Origin of the sequence: Shewanella sp. MEBiC00475 (genome assembly GCF_005234075.1) — a bacterium.
Classification (GTDB): domain Bacteria; phylum Pseudomonadota; class Gammaproteobacteria; order Enterobacterales; family Shewanellaceae; genus Shewanella; species Shewanella polaris.
Genome location: NZ_CP039928.1, coordinates 2,339,258 through 2,357,827 on the forward strand (window position 1 = coordinate 2,339,258; position 18,570 = coordinate 2,357,827).

The following is an 18,570-nucleotide window of genomic DNA, read 5'->3' on the forward strand; positions in this document are numbered from 1 at the left end:
GACCTTAAAAGGTTAAGGTCGCTTTGAGGTAGTAACTTGGTCCTACCCGATAGGGAAACTGCAAACTTTCTCCTTCATATTCGAGATGAGATGGATAAAGTAAATTTTTCCCTTGCGCTGATAATGTGACATCAGATGTCACATTCCAACTCACTCCAATATCCACAGTGTTGTAACTATCGATTGTCTTTTCGCTTGAGCTTTTTTCGCTTATAACAATCGTGTCATCGATAAAACGCCATACAAAGTTAACGCCAATATCGTCAGTAATATTCCAATCGATTATGGTCGATAACATATGCTCAGGTGCATCAGTATTCTGCGATAAGTTGTCACCAAATTCGCTTTTAATGAAGCTATAGTTAACCCTTAACTGAAGTGTATTGGAGGCAGCCCACAATGAAGATAACTCGACCCCATAATTATACCCATCGTAGTCATTCTCAAATACGGTATCTTGCGAAATATAATTAGGAAATGTACTGAAATCTATTGCACCAATTGAGGTGCTGCGCAGTTTGTCATAATCGTTATAAAACACTGAAGTATCAAAAGACCATTGGCTTACTGGTATAAAACGATAACCCACTTCATATGAGATAATTTCTTCTGATTCAAAATTGTCGCTACCTGATACCCACACTTTTACCAATGGAGACACATCCGAAGGCGGTATATTCAGCGCATTTACTGAAATATTATCTTCTAATCTTGAGGGGGTTCTTATTGCGCGAGCGATAGAGGTCCATACATTATTTTTTGCGTCTAACTGCCACATAAGACGAATATTTGGCTGAACTTCAAGCCCAGTGTAATCGTTGTGCTCAAAGCGCGAAGCTAGAGTCAGCCATAATTTGTCTTTAATAAGCATTATTTCATCGCTGATAAATGCACTCCATAAATCAGTATTCGTTTGTGTTGACTCGCTACTGGTTAAAAAAGTGCGCAAACGAGAGTCAACTTCATCTTGTATATAACGGTATCCTAATCCCCAAACAATATTATGATTCTGCCCAATAATTAATTGATGCTGAAAATCAATATCAAAGGTATCACTGCGTATATCATACCTATCTTCTTTTCTACTTGCGTAATCGTAATAAGTTTGCACACTATATTCGGAGGTTGCAGAGAGCGCTTTAGTGTATTTTGATAATAAGTTAAAGCCATCGCTGTTAACTTCGTCAGTATAAAACTCGCGGTATAACGGCGCCTCTGTAGATGCGATATTCGATGCTTGTTGCATTTTAGTGGTGTAATAATCACTGCTGAAAAAAAGGCTGGTATCGGTTTCTAGTTGTATATCAACACGTCCCCCTAGTTGCAGATGCTGCCAACTATTATTTTTACTCACACTGTCTAATACACTATGCAAGCTACTATCTACATCACTTTGGTTAAACTCAAATGAATCTCTTTCATGACCCTTTAAGTATATTCTCGAGGTCACTTTGTCGGATAATGTAGAGCCATAACGAAAGCCAGCAAAACCTTGTTCATAATCTCCGGCACCTAACTCAGTATATCCCCCTAATGTATCGGCGCTGTGCTTAGTAATAATGTTAATCACGCCATTTACCGCATTGGCGCCCCACATCGCAGCGCTAGGGCCGCGGATAACTTCGATGCGTTCAATATCGGCCATGAGTGTGTCTTGTACTTCCCAGTAGACACCAGAAAAGGACGGAGAATAGAGGGTTCTGCCATCCATCAACACCAATAATTTGTTGTTGTAGCGACCATTAAAACCTCGACTACCAATGGCCCACTTTTGTGAGTCAATTTGCGCTACATGAAGTCCTGGTACATCGCGAAGAGCCTGGGGGATTGAGGTAGCCCCAGAGCGACGAATACTTTCGCTTGTGACGACATAGATTGCAGCGGGTGAATTTGATAAAGGCTGTTTCTGTTTTGACACTGAAGTAACTTCAACATTCATTAACTCTTGCAGACTGAGATCCAGAGAGTTTGACTCGGTTGCGATAGCAGTGAAACTGACTATAAAAACGAATAGTGTAGCCAAAAAAGTATCTTTCAACTTTAACATTTCTGAATGGTTCCTTCATAAATCTAAGGGGATACATGTCAATTGATTAACGTATCAAAAGCTACACAATGAATTGTCGCTACAAAGTTAAAAATGGTATGCCGTATGGTAAGATTATGTACTATTTTTAGATGATTCAACATCAAAAGAATTACCAAATCGGTCAGTTTGTAAACTTATGTTCATTTTTGAGAACATGAGCATGAATATTGGCACCATTGAGCTGTGTACGTTCTCATCATTTAAGCCTAAAGGTTAGCTACTTCCGTGAGTATTGTTCTTTTGGGTATAAAATTGTAACGTTATTGAGGGAGATTTAGATGGCTAGAATGAGCTGATAAACAATAATTTTATTAGTAAGATAACTTTCCATCATCGTTTAACTTCGAGTGCTAATTTTAATACTTGTGAACTGATTTTTAATCCTGATGCCTCTAACACTCGCATATTAACCTTGAAATATAACCGCTTATCTTGTTCGACAATTTCAATCATCCCGCCCTGCATTTCAAAGCCCGAGATATCTGAAACCGTTAAAATCGCTTTGTTCTCTACTGCTAATAACAAACGATGTGTTAATCCTCTAGAATTAGCATCAATAAATACCACATCACACTGTTCTATTTTACTGATGTCTGATAATTGAATAACAGTGACCGGCAGAGTGGCCAATTTTTTATTAGAAAGCCCCATAAAACTGTCGTGATATTGATTCCCGAAGTAACAGATTTCCCACGCAGATGTTTCATTGAGTCGGGATTCAGGCCACTGGGTAAACTTAGCAAAGTTATAAGTTAATGCCGCTTTTAACTCGAACGCATCCTGCGCCATAGAGGTACGCGGAAGCAGAATGACTCCCATCACCCATAATGAAAACAACAACTTTCGGCTAAAGCTCGTTTTTTTCATGATTGCAAGCTTAAAAGGTTAAGCTTGCTTTAACGTAATAACTAGGCCCAACTCTATAAGGGAATTGATAGTTCTCTCCTTCATACTCAAGATGGGCAGGATGAAGTAAATTTTTTCCGAACGCCGATAGCAAGACATCAGGAGTCACAGCCCAGTGCAACCCAATATCTAAACCATGGTAGCTATCAATGGTCTTAGTGCTAAGGTCATTGGTATTGATGACATAAGCATCACCCATAAACCGCCACACTAGATTAAGATCGATATCATCAGTAATACTCCAGTCCATCATTGTTGACAACATATGCTCTGGCGCATCAGTATTTTGACTTTGATTTTCACCAAACTCATTTTGAATAAAGCTATAGTTCAGTTTGAATTGGAGAGCATCGGTTGCTGCCCACATAGAAGAGAACTCGAATCCATAATTATGTCCTTTAAGATCATTCTCAAATGTTAAGTATTGCGAAATGTAATTGGGAAACGTGCTGAAATCTGTTGTGCTGTTGAGAGCACTGCGAAGCTTATTATAGTCGTTATAAAATATTGTTGAGTCAAATGACCATTTTTTTGCAGGAGTAACACGGTAACCCAATTCATAGGAAATAATTTCTTCAGATTGATAATTCTCGTTACCAGCCACCCATATACTGACCAATGGCGACTCAACCGAAGGCGATATATTTTGTGCGTTAACAGAGAGATTATTTTCTACCCGCGATGGTGTTCTGATTGCACGTGCAACCGAGGCCCACAAATTATTTTTTTTATTTAATTGCCACATTAATCGAATATTGGGTTGGATCTCAAAGCCTGTGTAGTCAAAGTGTTCAACTCGCGTTGCTAAAGTAAGCCATAATTCATCGTCTATTAACGTCATCTCATCACGAACAAATGTGCTCCACAAATTAGTTCGAGTTGATGCTGACTCACTACTTACAATAATAGTGCTTGGGTCGAAATCATCCTTTATAAAGCGGTAACCTAGTCCCCAGACAATATTATGATTTTGGCCTAAAAGCAGTTGATGCTGGAAATCAATATCAAGGGTTTCACTACTAAAACCATACCAATCATCGTCTCTTTTTGCATAATCGTAGTAAGTTTGCAGACTATATTGAGAGGTTGGCGATAGCGCTTTGGTGAACTTTGATAACAGATTAAAGCCATCACTGTTTACTTCGTCACTATTATATTCAAGATATGACGGACCAACTAATGTCGGATAATAGGAAGTTTGCTGCATTTGAGTGCGATACCAATCACTGCTCAACATAAGGCTGGTACCTGTCTCAAGCTCTATATCAACGCGGCCGCCGACTTGTAGATGCGTCCAGTCGTTATCCTTATCAACACTTGCAGAAGGCCCCACAAGGTAGTCACCGAGATCTTGTGGATCATGCTCAAGAGAATCTTTACTATGACCTTTTACATACACTCTCGATGTTGCATTGTCCGATAATGTCGAACCATAACGGAAACCAGCAAATCCTTGCTCATAATCACCAGCGCCTAGTTCAGCATAGCCACCAGAAGTATCAGCACTGTGTTTGGTAATAATATTAATCACGCCATTTACCGCATTAGCCCCCCACATAGCAGCACTTGGGCCACGGATGACTTCAATACGTTCAATATCGGCCATCAGTGTATCTTGCACTTCCCAATAGACACCTGAAAATACAGGAGAATAGAGGGTTCTGCCATCCATCAATACTAATAATTTATTGTTGTAGCGACCGTTAAAACCACGGCTACTGATCGCCCATTTTTGTGAGTCAATCTGGGCTACATGCAGGCCCGGCACATCGCGAAGTGCTTGCGGAATTGAGGTAGCCCCAGAATTATGAATATTTTCGCTTGTGACAACATAGATTGCAGCAGGTGAGTTTGACAAGGGCTGCTTTTGTTTTGATACCGAGGTCACTTCAACATTCAGTAACTCTTGTAGACTCAGATCGAGAGAGTTTGATTCGGCTGCAATGCTATTGGTACTCGCAAACACCCCTAATAATGCAGTATAAAAAGTAATATTCAACTTTAACATTTTCAACAATTCCTTCACTGTTCTAATAGCAGGCGTGTCAATCTAATGATTAAAGCATCAAAAATTACACTATGAATTTACACTATATAGTTAAAATAGTATGGCGTAGGGTAAGATTATGAACTATTTTGAGGGAATTCAACATCAAAGGAATCAACAAATCGATCCGTTTGTAAACTTATGCTCATTTTTGAGATCATAAGCATGGATATCGACACTATTCAGCAACAGATAAGTTCATCACCACAGCACAAAATTTATGGGTTATTCTTTTTTGCACATTATTGTTGGATATCGATGCAGGATAGGTATTCTCGAGTATATTTTTGATTATCATGGCAGGATTGTCATGGTCGATATATCAAGCAGAACCACGTCAAAATGACGACGTTGTCGATGACCTAATTACCACCATTAAGCCTGCATTTTTTGTGACTGATATATAGGTTGAGGGCGGGCAGTAAATCACTTCATTGAAGGTTAATTAATTGCTGTATTCTAAGCGTGGAACGTAATCACTCATTTTTTGATAATTTTTTAGTTTAATTACATCATTCTTATTAAAAAACAACTAAACAGCCAATCCAGCCGCGACACCAGATGACCACGCCCACTGAAAATTAAACCCACCTAACCAACCACTTACGTCCATAACTTCACCAATAAAGTATAATCCAGAGACCTTGTTCGCTTGCATGGTTTTTGATGACAATTCATTAGTATCGACGCCACCTAAAGTCACTTCGGCAGTGCGATAGCCTTCTGTACCGTTCATAACAATAGACCAGTCGTTTAAATCATTAGCCAGCTTTTCACGCTCGCCGTGCCCGAGTTGATTTAGGGCTTTATCCAGTTGAGACTCTTCAAATAGGGCTTCAACCAAGCGTTTTGGTAACCACTGGCTTAGGGTGTTGCGTAGGCTTTGTTTTGGGTGATGTTTCAGTGCAAATTCAATTTTATCTAATGCATTTTCACCGGGCAGTAAATTGATTGAAATCGCTTCACCTGGATGCCAGTAATTTGAAATTTGTAACACAGCAGGGCCAGATAGACCACGATGAGTAAACAATAAGGCTTCGCTAAACTGGGTGCCATCTTGTGCCGTGATAGTGGTTGGCACTGCAATGCCTGATAATGGCTCAAACCGGATTTTTTGATCGCTATGCCAAGTAAAAGGCACTAAGCCAGCGCTGGTAGGTAATACTTTTAAGCCGAATTGTTCGGCAAGCTTGTAACCATAAGGCGTAGCACCTAATTTCGGCATGGATAAACCGCCAGTAGCAATCACTAATGATTCACAACTAAAGTCGCCATTTGACGTGCTTAAATTAAAGCCTGCTTCGGTCTTGCTAACAGAGAGCATTTCAGTACGTAGCTTTACCTTAACACCGGCCCATTCGCATTCGGTCATTAACATGGTAACGATTTCTTTGGCAGTGTCATTACAAAACAACTGTCCATGTTCGCGCTCATGGTATTCAATGCCATGACGTTCAACCAGCTCAATAAAATCGCTCGAGCGATAGCGCGCCAATGCCGATTTTACAAAGTGTGGATTGCCGCATATAAACTGATGTGGTTCAACTTTTTGATTGGTGAAGTTACAACGGCCACCACCACTGATAAGAATTTTCTTACCCGCTTGTTTGGCGTTATCTAATACCAACACATCACGACCTCGGTAGCCCGCTGTAGCAGCACACATTAATCCTGCCGCACCGGCGCCGATAATGATTACATCATGATGTTCCACGCTATACTCCACACGTTGAAATTGGTTGTTTTGTGTTTAATGGATAAACATTAAATGCAAAAAAGGATGCTATTTTAGCATCCTTTTTGGTATCTACTCACGGTTAAGTTAACTGATCTGTTGCATTATTTCTTGAGTGTTTCAGACTTTTTGTCTCGGCTGAGTAACTCTTTTGCTGCTTCAACGGGTGCTTTGCCTTGATACAACACTTGATAGATTTGCTCTGTAATCGGCATTTCTACTCCGAGGCGTTTAGCTAGGGTAAACACTTCTTTAGTGTTGCGGTAACCTTCGACTACTTGACCAATTTCTTCTTGCGCGGTTATGACATCTTTACCTTGGCCCAATGCCAGGCCAAAACGACGATTACGCGATTGATTATCGGTACAAGTTAATACCAAATCACCTAAACCAGCCATACCGATAAAAGTTGAGGCATCGGCGCCGAGGGCGACACCTAAACGGCTAAGTTCGACTAGACCTCGGGTAATTAATGCTGTACGTGCATTAGCACCAAAGCCAATGCCGTCGGACATACCGGCACCAATCGCAATCACGTTTTTAACCGCGCCACCGAGTTGAAGGCCGGTAAAATCGTCATTAGCATAAACGCGCAATCGTTTTGGGCTGTGGAGTAACTCAACCAAATCATTGGTAAACTGCGGGCAAGTCCCTGCAATAGAAATGGCGGTAGGCAAACCGGCAGCTAACTCTTTAGCAAACGTAGGGCCAGACAATACCGCTAACGGATATTGTTCTCCAAGTTGCTCGCGTGCAACATCTTGTAATAAACGACCTGTTTCAGGCTCTAACCCTTTGGTCGCCCACACAATCCGGGCATCTTTGCGTAATAATGGCTTAGCTTGTTTGAGTACATCACCAAATACATGGCTTGGCACGACCACTAGGATATTTTGGCTTGCTGCGAGCGCTTTACCTAAATCCGGTTCGATTGCTAAACAATCAGGAAACTGAATGCCGGGTAAAAAACGCTCGTTACAGCGACTATCTGCTAAAACTTTCATGCTTTTAGGATCGTGACCCCAAAGCAACGTTTTATGGCCGTTACTGGCTAAAGAAATAGCGAGGGCGGTGCCATAAGACCCCGCCCCTAATACCGTAATTTCGGCAGCGTTATTCATAAATTACGCAGTAGCTTCTTCAGTTGCTGCAGTTTGACGCTGTTGAACGTACTGAGCAAATAGAGCATCAAAGTTAACTGGAGCAAGGTTTAGTTGTGGGAAAGTACCACGACCAACTAAGTTACCCACTAATTCACGTGCGTATGGGAACAATACGTTAGGGCAATATGCGCCTAAAGAATGTGCAAGTTGTTGTTCAGTTAAACCAACAATTGAGAAAATACCCGCTTGCTGAACTTCACATAAAAAAGCGGTATCTTCGCCATTTTTAGCCGTAACCGTTAACGATAAGATGACTTCATATGTGTCGTCAGACAGCTTGTTGCTGCGAGTATCTAAATCTAATTTTACTTCTGGGTTCCATTCTTTCTGGAAAACAGCAGGGCTGTTTGGTGTTTCAAAAGACAAATCCTTTGTATAAATACGCTGAACGTTGAACTGTGGTGCTTGTGCTTCGTTGTTTGCTACTTCAGCCATAATTTCCTACCTATCAATGTTATTTAGCTTTTCTGTGAAGCTAATTGTGTTGGGCTGTTACGCCTAATGAAAAGAGTTAATCTAACATTAGTGCAATCCCGTAAAGTTGATCCAGCTCGATAAATGATAACGAACAAAATCTTGATAATAAGCCGTGTTAACGGATATCTACATTCATTAACACCGCATACCATTAAGTCATAATATTAACGTTTGCTTTTAACTACGGGTAAATTTGCACTCTGCCATTCAGCCATGCCGCCTTTAAGGTTAAACATGTTTTCAAACCCTTGTTTAGTAAGAAGTTGAGCTGCTTGTGACGATGTCATACCTGAGTTACATACTAATATAATGGGGCTAGTTTTGAACTTTTCAAGGCTAGTGACTTGATTATTTTTGATTTCTGTTAGGGTCACATTGAGCGCATCAACAATATGGCCTTTTTTAAATTCTTCTTTACTACGCACATCAACAACTTTGGCATCTTGCTTATTTACCATGAGTGTTAACTCTTGATGACTGACGTTTTTCACTTTTGATGTGCTAGATTTTATGACACTAACAACAAGTGCTACAAACAAGCCGACCCACGCTAAGCTTAACATTGGGTTTGCTTTAAAAAATTCCATATATTCTTGCATAATTATTGATTTCTCTGACGATGACTAAGATGAGATGGCCCCGAGTATATCGGTTTGCTCGGCAGTTTTCATTAAAGAAACACCTAAAATAAACGGTTTAAGTCGAGTTATTTGCAACTGACCTATTGTTATCCGTTGCTTTAGTTATATCTTCAAACCTATATGCCTTTTGCACACTATCGATAAGTAGTAATATTAATTCAATTGAAATTTTCTAACACTTCTATTTTTAACTTAAAAAGGTATTTGCAAAATGACAAAGAAACGTCCACTCGCATTACTTATTCTTGATGGCTGGGGTTACAGTGAAGATACGCAATATAACGCGGTTTTTAGTGCCAATACTCCTGTTTTAGATAAGCTTAATGCACAATATCCTCATAGTCTTATTTCTGGTTCTGGCATGGACGTCGGATTACCCGATGGTCAAATGGGTAACTCTGAAGTAGGTCATATCAATATTGGCTCTGGCCGAATTGTGTATCAAGAGCTTACTCGTATCAGTAAAGCAATTGCTGACCATGAGTTTGAAAAAAATCCTGTGCTTTGTGATGCAGTAGATAAAGCTATCGCAGCAAAGGGTGCTGTTCACATTATGGGGTTATTGTCCCCTGGTGGTGTACATAGTCATGAAGATCACATCGAAGCTATGTGCCGTATGGCCGTTGAGCGTGGTGCAACCAAAGTGTATTTACACGCTTTTCTAGATGGCCGAGATACACCTCCTCGTAGTGCTAAAAAAAGCTTAGAACATTTTGATAAGCTATTTGCCTCATTAGGTCATGGCCGTATTGCATCTATGATTGGCCGCTACTTTGCGATGGACCGTGACAATCGTTGGGATCGCGTATCGCAAGCCTACGAATTAATTACCGAAGGCAAAAGTCAATACACTTACACATCGGCGCCAGAAGCATTGGACGCCGCTTATGCTCGCGATGAAAATGATGAGTTTGTTAAAGCTTCTGCAATTGTTGATGCTCAAGGGGACGCTGCGGTATTAAACGATAACGATTCGCTGATTTTTATGAATTTCCGCGCTGATCGTGCTCGTCAACTTACTCGTAGTTTTGTTAATCCTGATTTTGACGGTTTTGTACGTAATAAAACACCAAAAATCAACTTTGTGATGCTAACAGACTATGCTGCAGACATTAACGCTCCGGTAGCCTATCCATCGAGTGATTTAGTCAATACCTTAGGTGAAACCCTGCAAAACCTGCATAAGACTCAGCTGCGCATTTCAGAAACAGAAAAATATGCCCATGTGACCTTCTTTTTCAATGGCGGCAAAGAAGAGCCATTTGAAGGTGAAGATCGTATTTTAATTCAGTCGCCTAAGGTCGCTACATATGATCTGCAACCTGAAATGAGCTCAGCAGAATTAACCGATAAATTGGTCGCCGCAATAGAGTCTACAAAATATGATGTGATCATTTGCAACTATCCAAATGGTGATATGGTAGGCCATAGTGGGAACTTTGATGCCGCAGTTAAAGCCTGTGAAGCGGTTGATGCATGCATTGGCCGGGTCGTCGAAGCGTTAGCGAAAGTTGATGGTGAATGCTTGATTACAGCCGATCATGGTAATGCAGAGAAAATGAAAGATCCTTCTAACGGACAACCATTTACAGCTCATACCAGTAACTTAGTGCCCTTTATTTATGTCGGTCGTGACGCCACTATAAAAGATGGTGGACGTTTGAGTGATATCGCGCCAACTATGTTAACCTTAATGGGCCAAAGTATCCCGAAAGAAATGACTGGACGCTGTATCATTGACCTTAAAGAGTAAACATTAACTCGTGATAACTCGTTTATTTGTAAAAGCCAGCATTATAGCTGGCTTTCTAATCTTTTCACTTACAGCGAATAGCGCTGATTTGTCTTCACGCCAATCGGCTTTGAAGTCTATTCAAGTGCAGATAAACCAGCAGCAAAATTCACTGAAAGACACTGCTAAGCAACGAGAGAAGCTGATTGCGTTACTTAAAAGTGATGAGCAAGCGATTGCCAAAGCAGCTCAAAAAGTGAATCAATCACAAACATCTCTCGCGACCGTTAATACCAAACTTCGCGAACTCGACAAGCAACAAATCGAACTCGCCAGCCTCAAAACTAGCCAACAAGAAACTTTATCAAATCAGTTGTCGAGTGCTTATTTAGCCGGTAATCATGATTACACCAAAATGATGCTTAACCAGCAAAAACCTGCCGCCGTTGAACGTATGCTAGCTTATTATCAATTTTTGAATAATGCCCGAATTAAGGCCATTAAGCAGCTCAAGCAAACCAGTATCGATTTAGATACCGTTAAGCAACAGCAAGTCACGGCTCAACAAAAACTCAATGCGTTAGTCATAGACCAAAAACAACAAGCACTGCAATTAACTAAAGAGCAAGGTCAACGCCAACAAACATTGACTCAATTACAACGAACCTTATCCAGTAAAGGTGCGGAATTAGAACAACTGCAAATAGAAGAGGCGAGTTTAAAACGTATTGTGCAGCAAGCCATGCTGGCCGCAAAGGCCAACCCAACAATGGACGGAATAGCAAGCCAGAAAGGCAAATTGAAATGGCCAACTAACGGCAGAATAAGTAAACGCTTTGGTAGTAGCCGCTCTGGACAAATTGTTTGGAAAGGTGCGGTACTTGCTGCACCAGAAGGGCAAAATATCAATGCTGTGGCATCAGGGAAAGTGATTTATGCAGACTGGTTACGTGGTTTTGGTATGGTATTAGTGATTGACCACGGCAAAGGCTATATGAGCCTCTACGGTCACGCCCAAACGCTATTAAAGCAACCTGGTGATATGGTAAAAAGCGGTGAGTCTATTGCACTTGTTGGTCGTTCAGGCGGGCAACGTGAGCCTGGTTTATATTTTGAAATTCGTAATAAGGGTAAAGCGGTTGATCCCGCATATTATTGCCGTTAAACATGAGAACCCAACAGTTAATTCGCTCATTATTTGTCACTTTTTAGTCCCTTACCGCGCCAGTTAATAAGTAAGACTGCCAATTAGCACTATATCACTGGCTATAACTGTGCTTATAATTATGCAGAGATCAAAAAAATAACAATTACTCACTTAACCAAAATAAGTTAAATTTGTGCCAAAGCTATTATTAATCCTATTCTTACTCAGTAGCATCATGCCTGCTACCGCCGCTAAACTTGCCATCATCATTGACGATATTGGTTATCGCCTAACTGACGAAGCGGCATTGTCATTACCACAGAATATTACTTTATCGGTGCTTCCTCATACTCCCTTGGGTCAGAAACTGGCCACAGATGGTCACAAAAAAGGCCATGAAATTATGTTGCACCTACCAATGCAAGCCTTAAATGGTAAAGCGTTAGGACCTGGCGGATTAACTAATGATATGAGTGAGGCACAAATTAAACAGCAATTACAAAGTGCATTTTCTAGTATTCCGTTTGCTAAAGGGGCAAACAATCACATGGGTAGCTTATTGACTCAGATGGATGAACCGATGTTATGGGTAATGCAGAGTTTAAAGCAACAACAATTGTTTTTTGTCGACAGTGTTACCACTAAATACACCCGAGCCAGCAACCAAGCGATAAAACTGGGCGTGCCATTACTCAGAAGGCAGGTGTTTCTAGACAACGATATTAATGAAGATGCATTAGAGAAACAATTTCAACAGATAATAACGCGATCGAAACAGCAAGGCAGCCTTGTTGCTATTGCTCATCCTTATCCTGAAACCATTCGATTTTTAAATGCTAACTTAGCTCGTCTAAAAGAAAATGGCATCATATTAGTGCCGACATCTCAATTATTCGATGAAGTTGGTATTGCAACCGCTGGCCAGCCTAATCCAACTGCAACACTGAAATAGACAAATCCGGTAAAGTAGACAATATATCGGTTCTATTAGCGACAATATCGGTTAGAGTATATTGGTCTAGTACTGCCAAGTAAGCCGCAACCGCTTGACCTAAAATGCCTTTTAATCGACAGACTGTCGTAAAACGGCAATAAGGCGACTCACAATCGATTGGCGCTAATGAGTGTTCTAAATCGCGAACTAGTTGTCCAAGCAGTACATCATCAGCCGCTTTTGCTAATCTAAAACCACCGCTTTTACCTCTAACTGTGTGTAAATACCCCAGCTTCCCTAATTGGTGGATAATTTTGGCCACATGATTTGAAGAAAGATCAAATACACTGGTCACTTCTGCAATTCGAAACAAGCTTTCTCGTTCGGGTTGCACCGCAAGATACATTAAAATGCGGATACCAAAATCTGTATATCGGGTTAGTTGCATGAGCTAAAAGATCCAAGGTAAATTAAGTTAGCACGTTAGCACGTTGAAGATTCTAAATCAGTGATCAACCATAAAGCTTGCTGATTTGTTGTGCCACATACATCAATGCTTGCACTAAAATCAGCGCAAACATCGGGACGATCAGAATGACCAAATATCATACACAAATTATCATCATCTAGCTGAATACAGCGTACTCCAGCAGGTTTACCATTTGGCATACCTGGAATCGCACTTGTAATAGAAGGTGCGATACAACAAGCACCACAACCTAAACGACAATCCATACTCTTCTCCACGCTTTCAAACAGAAAACACCCATTATATATGAGTCAGATAAGCGCTATTGGAAAAAGCTGCAATTAAGTCGCACTGTAAATGTTATGTCACTGATAATATGTGTTTTGTTTACATAATTATTTTTTATAACATTTGAAACACGTATCAGACTTCAATTGCCTTAAGTGAGTTTATATTAACTGCATTCAATCGCGATGAGTTGTCTGCTTAATCTTGATATTAGATCACATTTTTATCGTTTAAGTATGAATGCTCTGCTCACCAAGTGATACATTAACCGTACATTCGAATAAGGCTATTACCTATGAAACGTCCCGTTATTCTCGATTGCGATCCCGGTCATGATGATGCTATTTCACTTATTTTAGCACTCAGTTCTGCTAAGCTCGATGTGCTAGCCGTAACAACCAGTGCAGGCAATCAAACTCCGGAAAAAACCCTCAATAATGCACTGCGGGTATTAACATTACTCGGTCGTCATGATATTCCTGTTGCGGGTGGTGCACCTAAGCCTTTAGCGCGAGAATTGATCATTGCAGACAACGTACATGGCGAAAGTGGCCTTGATGGTCCAAAACTGCCAGATCCTGCATTCGCTCCAGTGGCACAAAGTGCCATTGAATTAATGGCCGATAAAGTTAGAAACAGCCAGCAAGCTGTCACACTGGTTCCTACTGGCCCATTAACGAATATTGCACTGTTTCTTGCTGCACATCCTGAACTTCATAGTAACATAGACAGTATTGTCTTAATGGGTGGTGCAGCTGGCGTTGGCAATTGGACTCCTGCTGCGGAGTTTAATATTTTTGTCGATCCAGAAGCTGCTGATATGGTGTTTAAATCAGGTATTCCCATTGTCATGTGTGGCCTAGATGTTACTCATGAAGCACAAATTATGGATGAGGATATTGAGCGAATTAGAGCGATTAACAACCCGATAGCTAAATGCGTTGCCGAGCTACTCGACTTTTTCATGATTTACCATCGCGATCCCAAATGGGGTTTCACTGGGGCGCCATTACATGATCCTTGTACTATTGCGTGGCTGCTCAATCCGTCGCTATTTACTGCCATCGATTGCTGGGTAGGTATCGAAACCAAAGGTGAGCATACCCAAGGTATGACTGTGGTTGATCGTTATCAATTAACCGGAAAACCGCACAATGCCAAAGTATTGTTTAATATTGATCGCTCTGGTTTTGTTGATTTCATCGTTGAGCGTTTAAACGATTACTCGGGTCTGTAGATCTTTGCCGGTTAAATTTTGTTTGAGATAAAAGCGTTTTAATCGAGGCGAGTGGATTGCTGCCTAGTCATCTAAGCACCACTCGCTAATCAAAGAATCGCTCAACAAAGAGTAAACCGCTTTTGCTGAACCCTTCGGGCAGCATTTGTTGATCGTTTTTACTGTGTTGTCAGCTTTTTATGTAGAATAACGACACCATAAAGCCTCAGCCTTGTAACTCATAATTTTAATTATGGACCAACAAATTCGCTGCAAAAAAAACTTAAAAGATCAGCAGCACCTAGTTAACTCATGCCATGCAGTTCTTGCATGGCAACTAAGGATATCCATGAGTACTTTATTAGTTGTTGGTAGTGCCAATGCCGACCATGTTTTAACATTTGATGAATTACCCCAAGCAGGGCAAACCTTAATCAGTCAGCAATATCGACTAGAATTGGGCGGAAAAGGCGCAAACCAAGCGGTTGCAGCGGCACGATTACGTAATGCTGACCAAAATATCTATTTTATCAGTGCTCTTGGTGACGATAGCAATGCAGCAACAATGCGAAAAACTTGGGCCGCTGATGGTATCGATTTAAGCGGCTGTTATGAGATTGCCAATCAAAGCACTGGCACAGCGGTGATTTTTGTTAACCAACATGGCGAAAACAGTATTGGGGTGGTTCCTGGCGCTAATGCCTATTTGTCTGCTCAACATATCCAGCAACAACAAGCATTATTTGCTCAAGCTGATTACATGTTGATTCAACTAGAAACGCCTATTGATAGTGTGCAGCAGGCATTAACACTGGCCAAACAATATCATTGCACAACCATTCTAAACCCCGCACCCGCAGCGACACTTAGTCATGTTGTATTGAGCTTAATCGATATTATCACCCCTAACGAAACAGAAGCTTTGGCATTAAGCGGAATTGAGGTTGTCGATCAACAAAGCGCATCAAAAGCCGCAGAGTATCTTCATCAACAAGGTATCAATATCGTCATCATTACGCTTGGCAGCAAAGGGGCTTACCTAAGCGAACAAGGCCAAGGGCAAATTATTCCCGCTCCCACTGTCAGCGCAGTTGATACTGTAGCCGCTGGAGACACTTTTAATGGCGCATTAATGGTGGCATTAGATGAAGGAAAAAGCATAAAAGATGCCGTCGAATTTGCCAATAAAGCATCATCTATTGCCGTCACACATCATGGGGCGCAAAGCAGTATTCCATATAGAAAAGAATTAATTTAATGACTATTTGTGGATTGACGACAACACACTTGTTGCTATGTTTTATGGTCTTAAATCAAACATAGCATTTCCGTTTAATATTTCAGTTTGACATGAAATAGACGGTTTTATTGCCTGTATGACAATATCTGTTACTTTGGCATATAGGTAATATTGATTAACCCCAAATAGGTGTGATGACAACACGATGAGTCTGCAAAATGTAAAGCAAATAATAATAACATGCAGCGACGGTGAATCACTTGCTGCCTCCGTTTATCAGCCCACTAGCACAGTGAAAGGTGCGGTGATGATGGCGCCTGCTACAGGGATTAAAAGACTGTTTTACGCTAGTTTTGCTAACTACCTTGCTAATAATGATTATGGCGTTATTACGTTTGATAACCGAGGTATTGGTGGCTCATCAACCGGGCCAATTGCTCAAAATGCTGCATCGTTGCAGTGTTGGGGCGAAAAAGACATGCCAGCGGTGCTGGAATGTTTACAACAGACATTTCCGCAAACTAAATACCATTTGGTGGGCCACAGTGCTGGTGGCCAACTAATAGGATTAATGCATAATGCGACGGACATTAGTTCAATGTTCAATTTTGCATGTTCTTCTGGCCAGTTAACAAATATGAAGTTGGCCTATTTAATTCAAGCGCATTTTTTTATGAACTTTTTTATTCCGTTAAGTAATGCGATGTTTGGTCATACTAAGTCTCAGTGGCTGGGTATGGGAGAGCCACTGCCAAAGAGCGTTGCCAAACAATGGCAGCAATGGTGTAACGGCCAAGGTTATGTCAAAACGGCTTTTGGTAAAACGGTGCATCAACATTGTTATAACGAACTGACTTTACCGTCATTGTGGGTGAATGCGGTGGATGATGATATTGCCAATAATGCCAACGTAGCAGACATGATGTCGGTGTTTCCTAAACTTAATGGTCAAACCTTAACCCTAACGCCAAGTGAACATGGGTTATCAGAAATCGGTCATATGAAGTTTTTTAGCAGTAAATCTCAAGCCTTGTGGCCATTAGCGTTGGATTGGCTAGATAAGCATTAATGCTAGTTAATATGTTGATACTCATATGGGGTTTCAACATAGTTGACCACTAAACTACTTTTGTCGATTAGAGTTTTGGTAATGATAATACAGCCAGACAATACTAGTTTATCTGAATGGGCAAGGACGGTATGCCTTCTTAGATGGCTTATTTGCTATTATGCCTAGCTAAGATTGTGTTGAGTTAGTGTATTTATGATGCTTTTCCAGTTTGGGTATTCTATCGATCCAAAATGTATGACTTGCCCGTCAAACTTATCTTGTCCTCTGCCACTTAATTGGTCATCTATCAATATATCCCCTTTTAGAAGACTTTTATTTGCGCAGATAATTAACTTTTCAGTGAAGGCGATACCAAAATATTTTTCTATCCATACTCGTTTTTCTGTATATGACAGTGGATTTTTGTTCGATGGGGCAGTGAGAATATAAGGATCAAATTTATTAGATTTGATCAGGGTATTTACACTTTCGACAGCACCTATTATTGGCGTTAGGTTTGCGTAAAAACCATATTGTGACTGCGGGAATGCAATGGATGGTGTCAGGTTAATTGCTTGATGAAAAGCGGTGGTATAATCACAGAGCACATCATCCATGTCGATGTATATAAGCACTATTTGATCTTATCCTTAAGCACTTAAATTACGTTCGAAATTAACAATGTCTACATCCGGTTTTATTTTGTAAAGTTGAGCTAAACGGCCACCTGATTTAACTTTTTCATCTATTGTTGCAAACATTTCAGATGCTTCAATACGGCGAATTAAGCTTTTTCGTTGAATGGTTTTTTCAATAATGGTCTCGATAACTGTTTTAAGTTGGCCAACGGTAAAATATTCTGGCAAGCAGTAAACGGGTACCATTGAATATAATGCTTTTTGTTGGAGGCGTAGTTTCGCTTGCTCAATAATGTATTGATGGTCAAAAGCAATAGATAAGCTTTTTAATTGATTAACATCAATCCACTGCACGTCTTCAACCGTGTCTATATGCGACGACACATCTTGTTCAGCAATTAATGCAAAATAAACCAAAGTAACGCTGAAGCCTCTAGGATCTCTATCTTTGCTTGAAAATGCTTGTAATTGTTCAATGTACTGCGGCTCAATACTGGTTTTCTCTTTGAGCTTTCTCAGTGCGGTTTTATCCGTTGTGTCATCAATATCAATATCAACAAACCCGCCAGGTAACCCCCAACAACCTATAAATGGTTGGTTAGCACGCTTTACCATAAGCACTTTTAATGCCGTATCTTTTACGGTAAATAGCACACTATCTACGGTAAATAATGGGTTTTTGAACTGGTTGATATCGTATTTTTCAGTCATTTCTATTTATCACAACCTCTTTATGTCTTTACGACACATTAATGATTCATCAGACTTTCGTCAATTAAAAAATAAGCATTGACATG

At 40.5% G+C, this 18,570-nt stretch carries 17 protein-coding genes; 6 read left to right on the top strand and 11 right to left on the bottom strand.

Features of this window, described 5'->3' with window-relative positions:
* Positions 1–4: 4 nt before the first annotated feature.
* The 7 genes from FCN25_RS10300 to FCN25_RS10330 all read right to left on the bottom strand — a co-directional run bounded on the left by FCN25_RS10300 (position 5) and on the right by FCN25_RS10330 (position 9,016).
* Positions 5–2,047: a TonB-dependent siderophore receptor gene (locus FCN25_RS10300; protein WP_137224423.1), complete on the bottom strand. Its 2,043-nt coding sequence runs from the start codon at positions 2,045–2,047 to the stop codon at positions 5–7.
* A 372-nt stretch (positions 2,048–2,419) separates the two neighbouring features.
* Entirely contained in the window at positions 2,420–2,956 is a 537-nt protein-coding gene (locus FCN25_RS10305) for a YfiR family protein (RefSeq protein ID WP_137224426.1), read from the bottom strand.
* 10 nt (positions 2,957–2,966) lie between these two features.
* Positions 2,967–5,003, bottom strand: coding sequence for a TonB-dependent siderophore receptor (locus tag FCN25_RS10310; protein WP_137224429.1), 2,037 nt, complete (start codon positions 5,001–5,003; stop codon positions 2,967–2,969).
* A gap of 571 nt (positions 5,004–5,574) precedes the next feature.
* Positions 5,575–6,756: an NAD(P)/FAD-dependent oxidoreductase gene (locus tag FCN25_RS10315; RefSeq protein WP_137224431.1), complete on the bottom strand. Its 1,182-nt coding sequence runs from the start codon at positions 6,754–6,756 to the stop codon at positions 5,575–5,577.
* Positions 6,757–6,881: 125 nt separating this feature from the next.
* Positions 6,882–7,898 (bottom strand): NAD(P)H-dependent glycerol-3-phosphate dehydrogenase, encoded by a 1,017-nt coding sequence (gene gpsA, locus FCN25_RS10320; RefSeq protein ID WP_137224433.1) that lies wholly within the window; start codon positions 7,896–7,898, stop codon positions 6,882–6,884.
* A 3-nt stretch (positions 7,899–7,901) separates the two neighbouring features.
* Entirely contained in the window at positions 7,902–8,375 is a 474-nt protein-coding gene (gene secB, locus FCN25_RS10325; RefSeq protein WP_137224436.1) for a protein-export chaperone SecB, read from the bottom strand.
* Between the two features lie 206 nt (positions 8,376–8,581).
* Positions 8,582–9,016: a rhodanese-like domain-containing protein gene (locus tag FCN25_RS10330; protein ID WP_137224439.1), complete on the bottom strand. Its 435-nt coding sequence runs from the start codon at positions 9,014–9,016 to the stop codon at positions 8,582–8,584.
* A 253-nt stretch (positions 9,017–9,269) separates the two neighbouring features.
* Between FCN25_RS10330 and gpmM the strand changes: the two genes are divergently transcribed.
* From gpmM to FCN25_RS10345, 3 genes are all read left to right on the top strand, one after another.
* The gene (gene gpmM, locus FCN25_RS10335) at positions 9,270–10,811 is read left to right on the top strand and encodes a 2,3-bisphosphoglycerate-independent phosphoglycerate mutase (protein ID WP_137224442.1); all 1,542 of its coding nucleotides are present in this window, start codon (positions 9,270–9,272) and stop codon (positions 10,809–10,811) included.
* Positions 10,812–10,821: 10 nt separating this feature from the next.
* A complete protein-coding gene (locus tag FCN25_RS10340) occupies positions 10,822–11,955 on the top strand; it encodes a murein hydrolase activator EnvC (RefSeq protein ID WP_137224445.1) in 1,134 nt (377 codons plus the stop codon).
* A gap of 217 nt (positions 11,956–12,172) precedes the next feature.
* Complete coding sequence (locus tag FCN25_RS10345; RefSeq protein WP_137227383.1) at positions 12,173–12,889, top strand: divergent polysaccharide deacetylase family protein; 717 nt, start codon at positions 12,173–12,175, stop codon at positions 12,887–12,889.
* On the opposite strand, the gene FCN25_RS10350 is transcribed toward FCN25_RS10345, so the two are convergent.
* Entirely contained in the window at positions 12,864–13,319 is a 456-nt protein-coding gene (locus FCN25_RS10350; protein ID WP_137224448.1) for an Rrf2 family transcriptional regulator, read from the bottom strand. The two genes, FCN25_RS10345 and FCN25_RS10350, sit on opposite strands and share 26 nt — an antisense overlap.
* 35 nt (positions 13,320–13,354) lie before the next feature.
* Positions 13,355–13,606 carry a YkgJ family cysteine cluster protein gene (locus FCN25_RS10355; protein ID WP_137224450.1) on the bottom strand — a complete coding sequence of 84 codons (252 nt, stop codon included), beginning with the start codon at positions 13,604–13,606 and terminating at the stop codon, positions 13,355–13,357.
* 317 nt (positions 13,607–13,923) lie between these two features.
* Between FCN25_RS10355 and rihA the strand changes: the two genes are divergently transcribed.
* From rihA to FCN25_RS10370, 3 genes are all read left to right on the top strand, one after another.
* The gene (rihA, locus tag FCN25_RS10360; protein WP_137224453.1) at positions 13,924–14,865 is read left to right on the top strand and encodes a pyrimidine-specific ribonucleoside hydrolase RihA; all 942 of its coding nucleotides are present in this window, start codon (positions 13,924–13,926) and stop codon (positions 14,863–14,865) included.
* A 328-nt stretch (positions 14,866–15,193) separates the two neighbouring features.
* The gene (gene rbsK, locus FCN25_RS10365; protein WP_137224455.1) at positions 15,194–16,102 is read left to right on the top strand and encodes a ribokinase; all 909 of its coding nucleotides are present in this window, start codon (positions 15,194–15,196) and stop codon (positions 16,100–16,102) included.
* Between the two features lie 187 nt (positions 16,103–16,289).
* Positions 16,290–17,153 carry an alpha/beta fold hydrolase gene (locus FCN25_RS10370; RefSeq protein ID WP_137224457.1) on the top strand — a complete coding sequence of 288 codons (864 nt, stop codon included), beginning with the start codon at positions 16,290–16,292 and terminating at the stop codon, positions 17,151–17,153.
* A 164-nt stretch (positions 17,154–17,317) separates the two neighbouring features.
* Here the strand turns inward: FCN25_RS10370 and FCN25_RS10375 are convergent, their stop codons facing one another.
* Together FCN25_RS10375 and FCN25_RS10380 are read right to left on the bottom strand one after the other, a co-directional pair.
* Positions 17,318–17,770 (bottom strand): hypothetical protein, encoded by a 453-nt coding sequence (locus FCN25_RS10375; RefSeq protein ID WP_137224460.1) that lies wholly within the window; start codon positions 17,768–17,770, stop codon positions 17,318–17,320.
* A gap of 15 nt (positions 17,771–17,785) precedes the next feature.
* Positions 17,786–18,484 (bottom strand): NUDIX domain-containing protein, encoded by a 699-nt coding sequence (locus FCN25_RS10380; protein WP_137224462.1) that lies wholly within the window; start codon positions 18,482–18,484, stop codon positions 17,786–17,788.
* Positions 18,485–18,570: the final 86 nt, after the last annotated feature.

Excerpts from the sequence above, each read along its gene's own strand:
- FCN25_RS10300 (WP_137224423.1), bottom strand. The coding sequence starts at position 2,047 with ATGTTAAAGTTGAAAGATACTTTTTTGGCTACACTATTCGTTTTTATA.
- FCN25_RS10305 (WP_137224426.1), bottom strand. The coding sequence starts at position 2,956 with ATGAAAAAAACGAGCTTTAGCCGAAAGTTGTTGTTTTCATTATGGGTG.
- FCN25_RS10310 (WP_137224429.1), bottom strand. The coding sequence starts at position 5,003 with ATGTTAAAGTTGAATATTACTTTTTATACTGCATTATTAGGGGTGTTT.
- gpsA (WP_137224433.1), bottom strand. The coding sequence starts at position 7,898 with ATGAATAACGCTGCCGAAATTACGGTATTAGGGGCGGGGTCTTATGGC.
- secB (WP_137224436.1), bottom strand. The coding sequence starts at position 8,375 with ATGGCTGAAGTAGCAAACAACGAAGCACAAGCACCACAGTTCAACGTT.
- FCN25_RS10330 (WP_137224439.1), bottom strand. The coding sequence starts at position 9,016 with ATGCAAGAATATATGGAATTTTTTAAAGCAAACCCAATGTTAAGCTTA.
- gpmM (WP_137224442.1), top strand. The coding sequence starts at position 9,270 with ATGACAAAGAAACGTCCACTCGCATTACTTATTCTTGATGGCTGGGGT.
- FCN25_RS10345 (WP_137227383.1), top strand. The coding sequence starts at position 12,173 with ATGCCTGCTACCGCCGCTAAACTTGCCATCATCATTGACGATATTGGT.
- FCN25_RS10350 (WP_137224448.1), bottom strand. The coding sequence starts at position 13,319 with ATGCAACTAACCCGATATACAGATTTTGGTATCCGCATTTTAATGTAT.
- FCN25_RS10355 (WP_137224450.1), bottom strand. The coding sequence starts at position 13,606 with ATGGATTGTCGTTTAGGTTGTGGTGCTTGTTGTATCGCACCTTCTATT.
- rihA (WP_137224453.1), top strand. The coding sequence starts at position 13,924 with ATGAAACGTCCCGTTATTCTCGATTGCGATCCCGGTCATGATGATGCT.
- rbsK (WP_137224455.1), top strand. The coding sequence starts at position 15,194 with ATGAGTACTTTATTAGTTGTTGGTAGTGCCAATGCCGACCATGTTTTA.
- FCN25_RS10370 (WP_137224457.1), top strand. The coding sequence starts at position 16,290 with ATGAGTCTGCAAAATGTAAAGCAAATAATAATAACATGCAGCGACGGT.
- FCN25_RS10380 (WP_137224462.1), bottom strand. The coding sequence starts at position 18,484 with ATGACTGAAAAATACGATATCAACCAGTTCAAAAACCCATTATTTACC.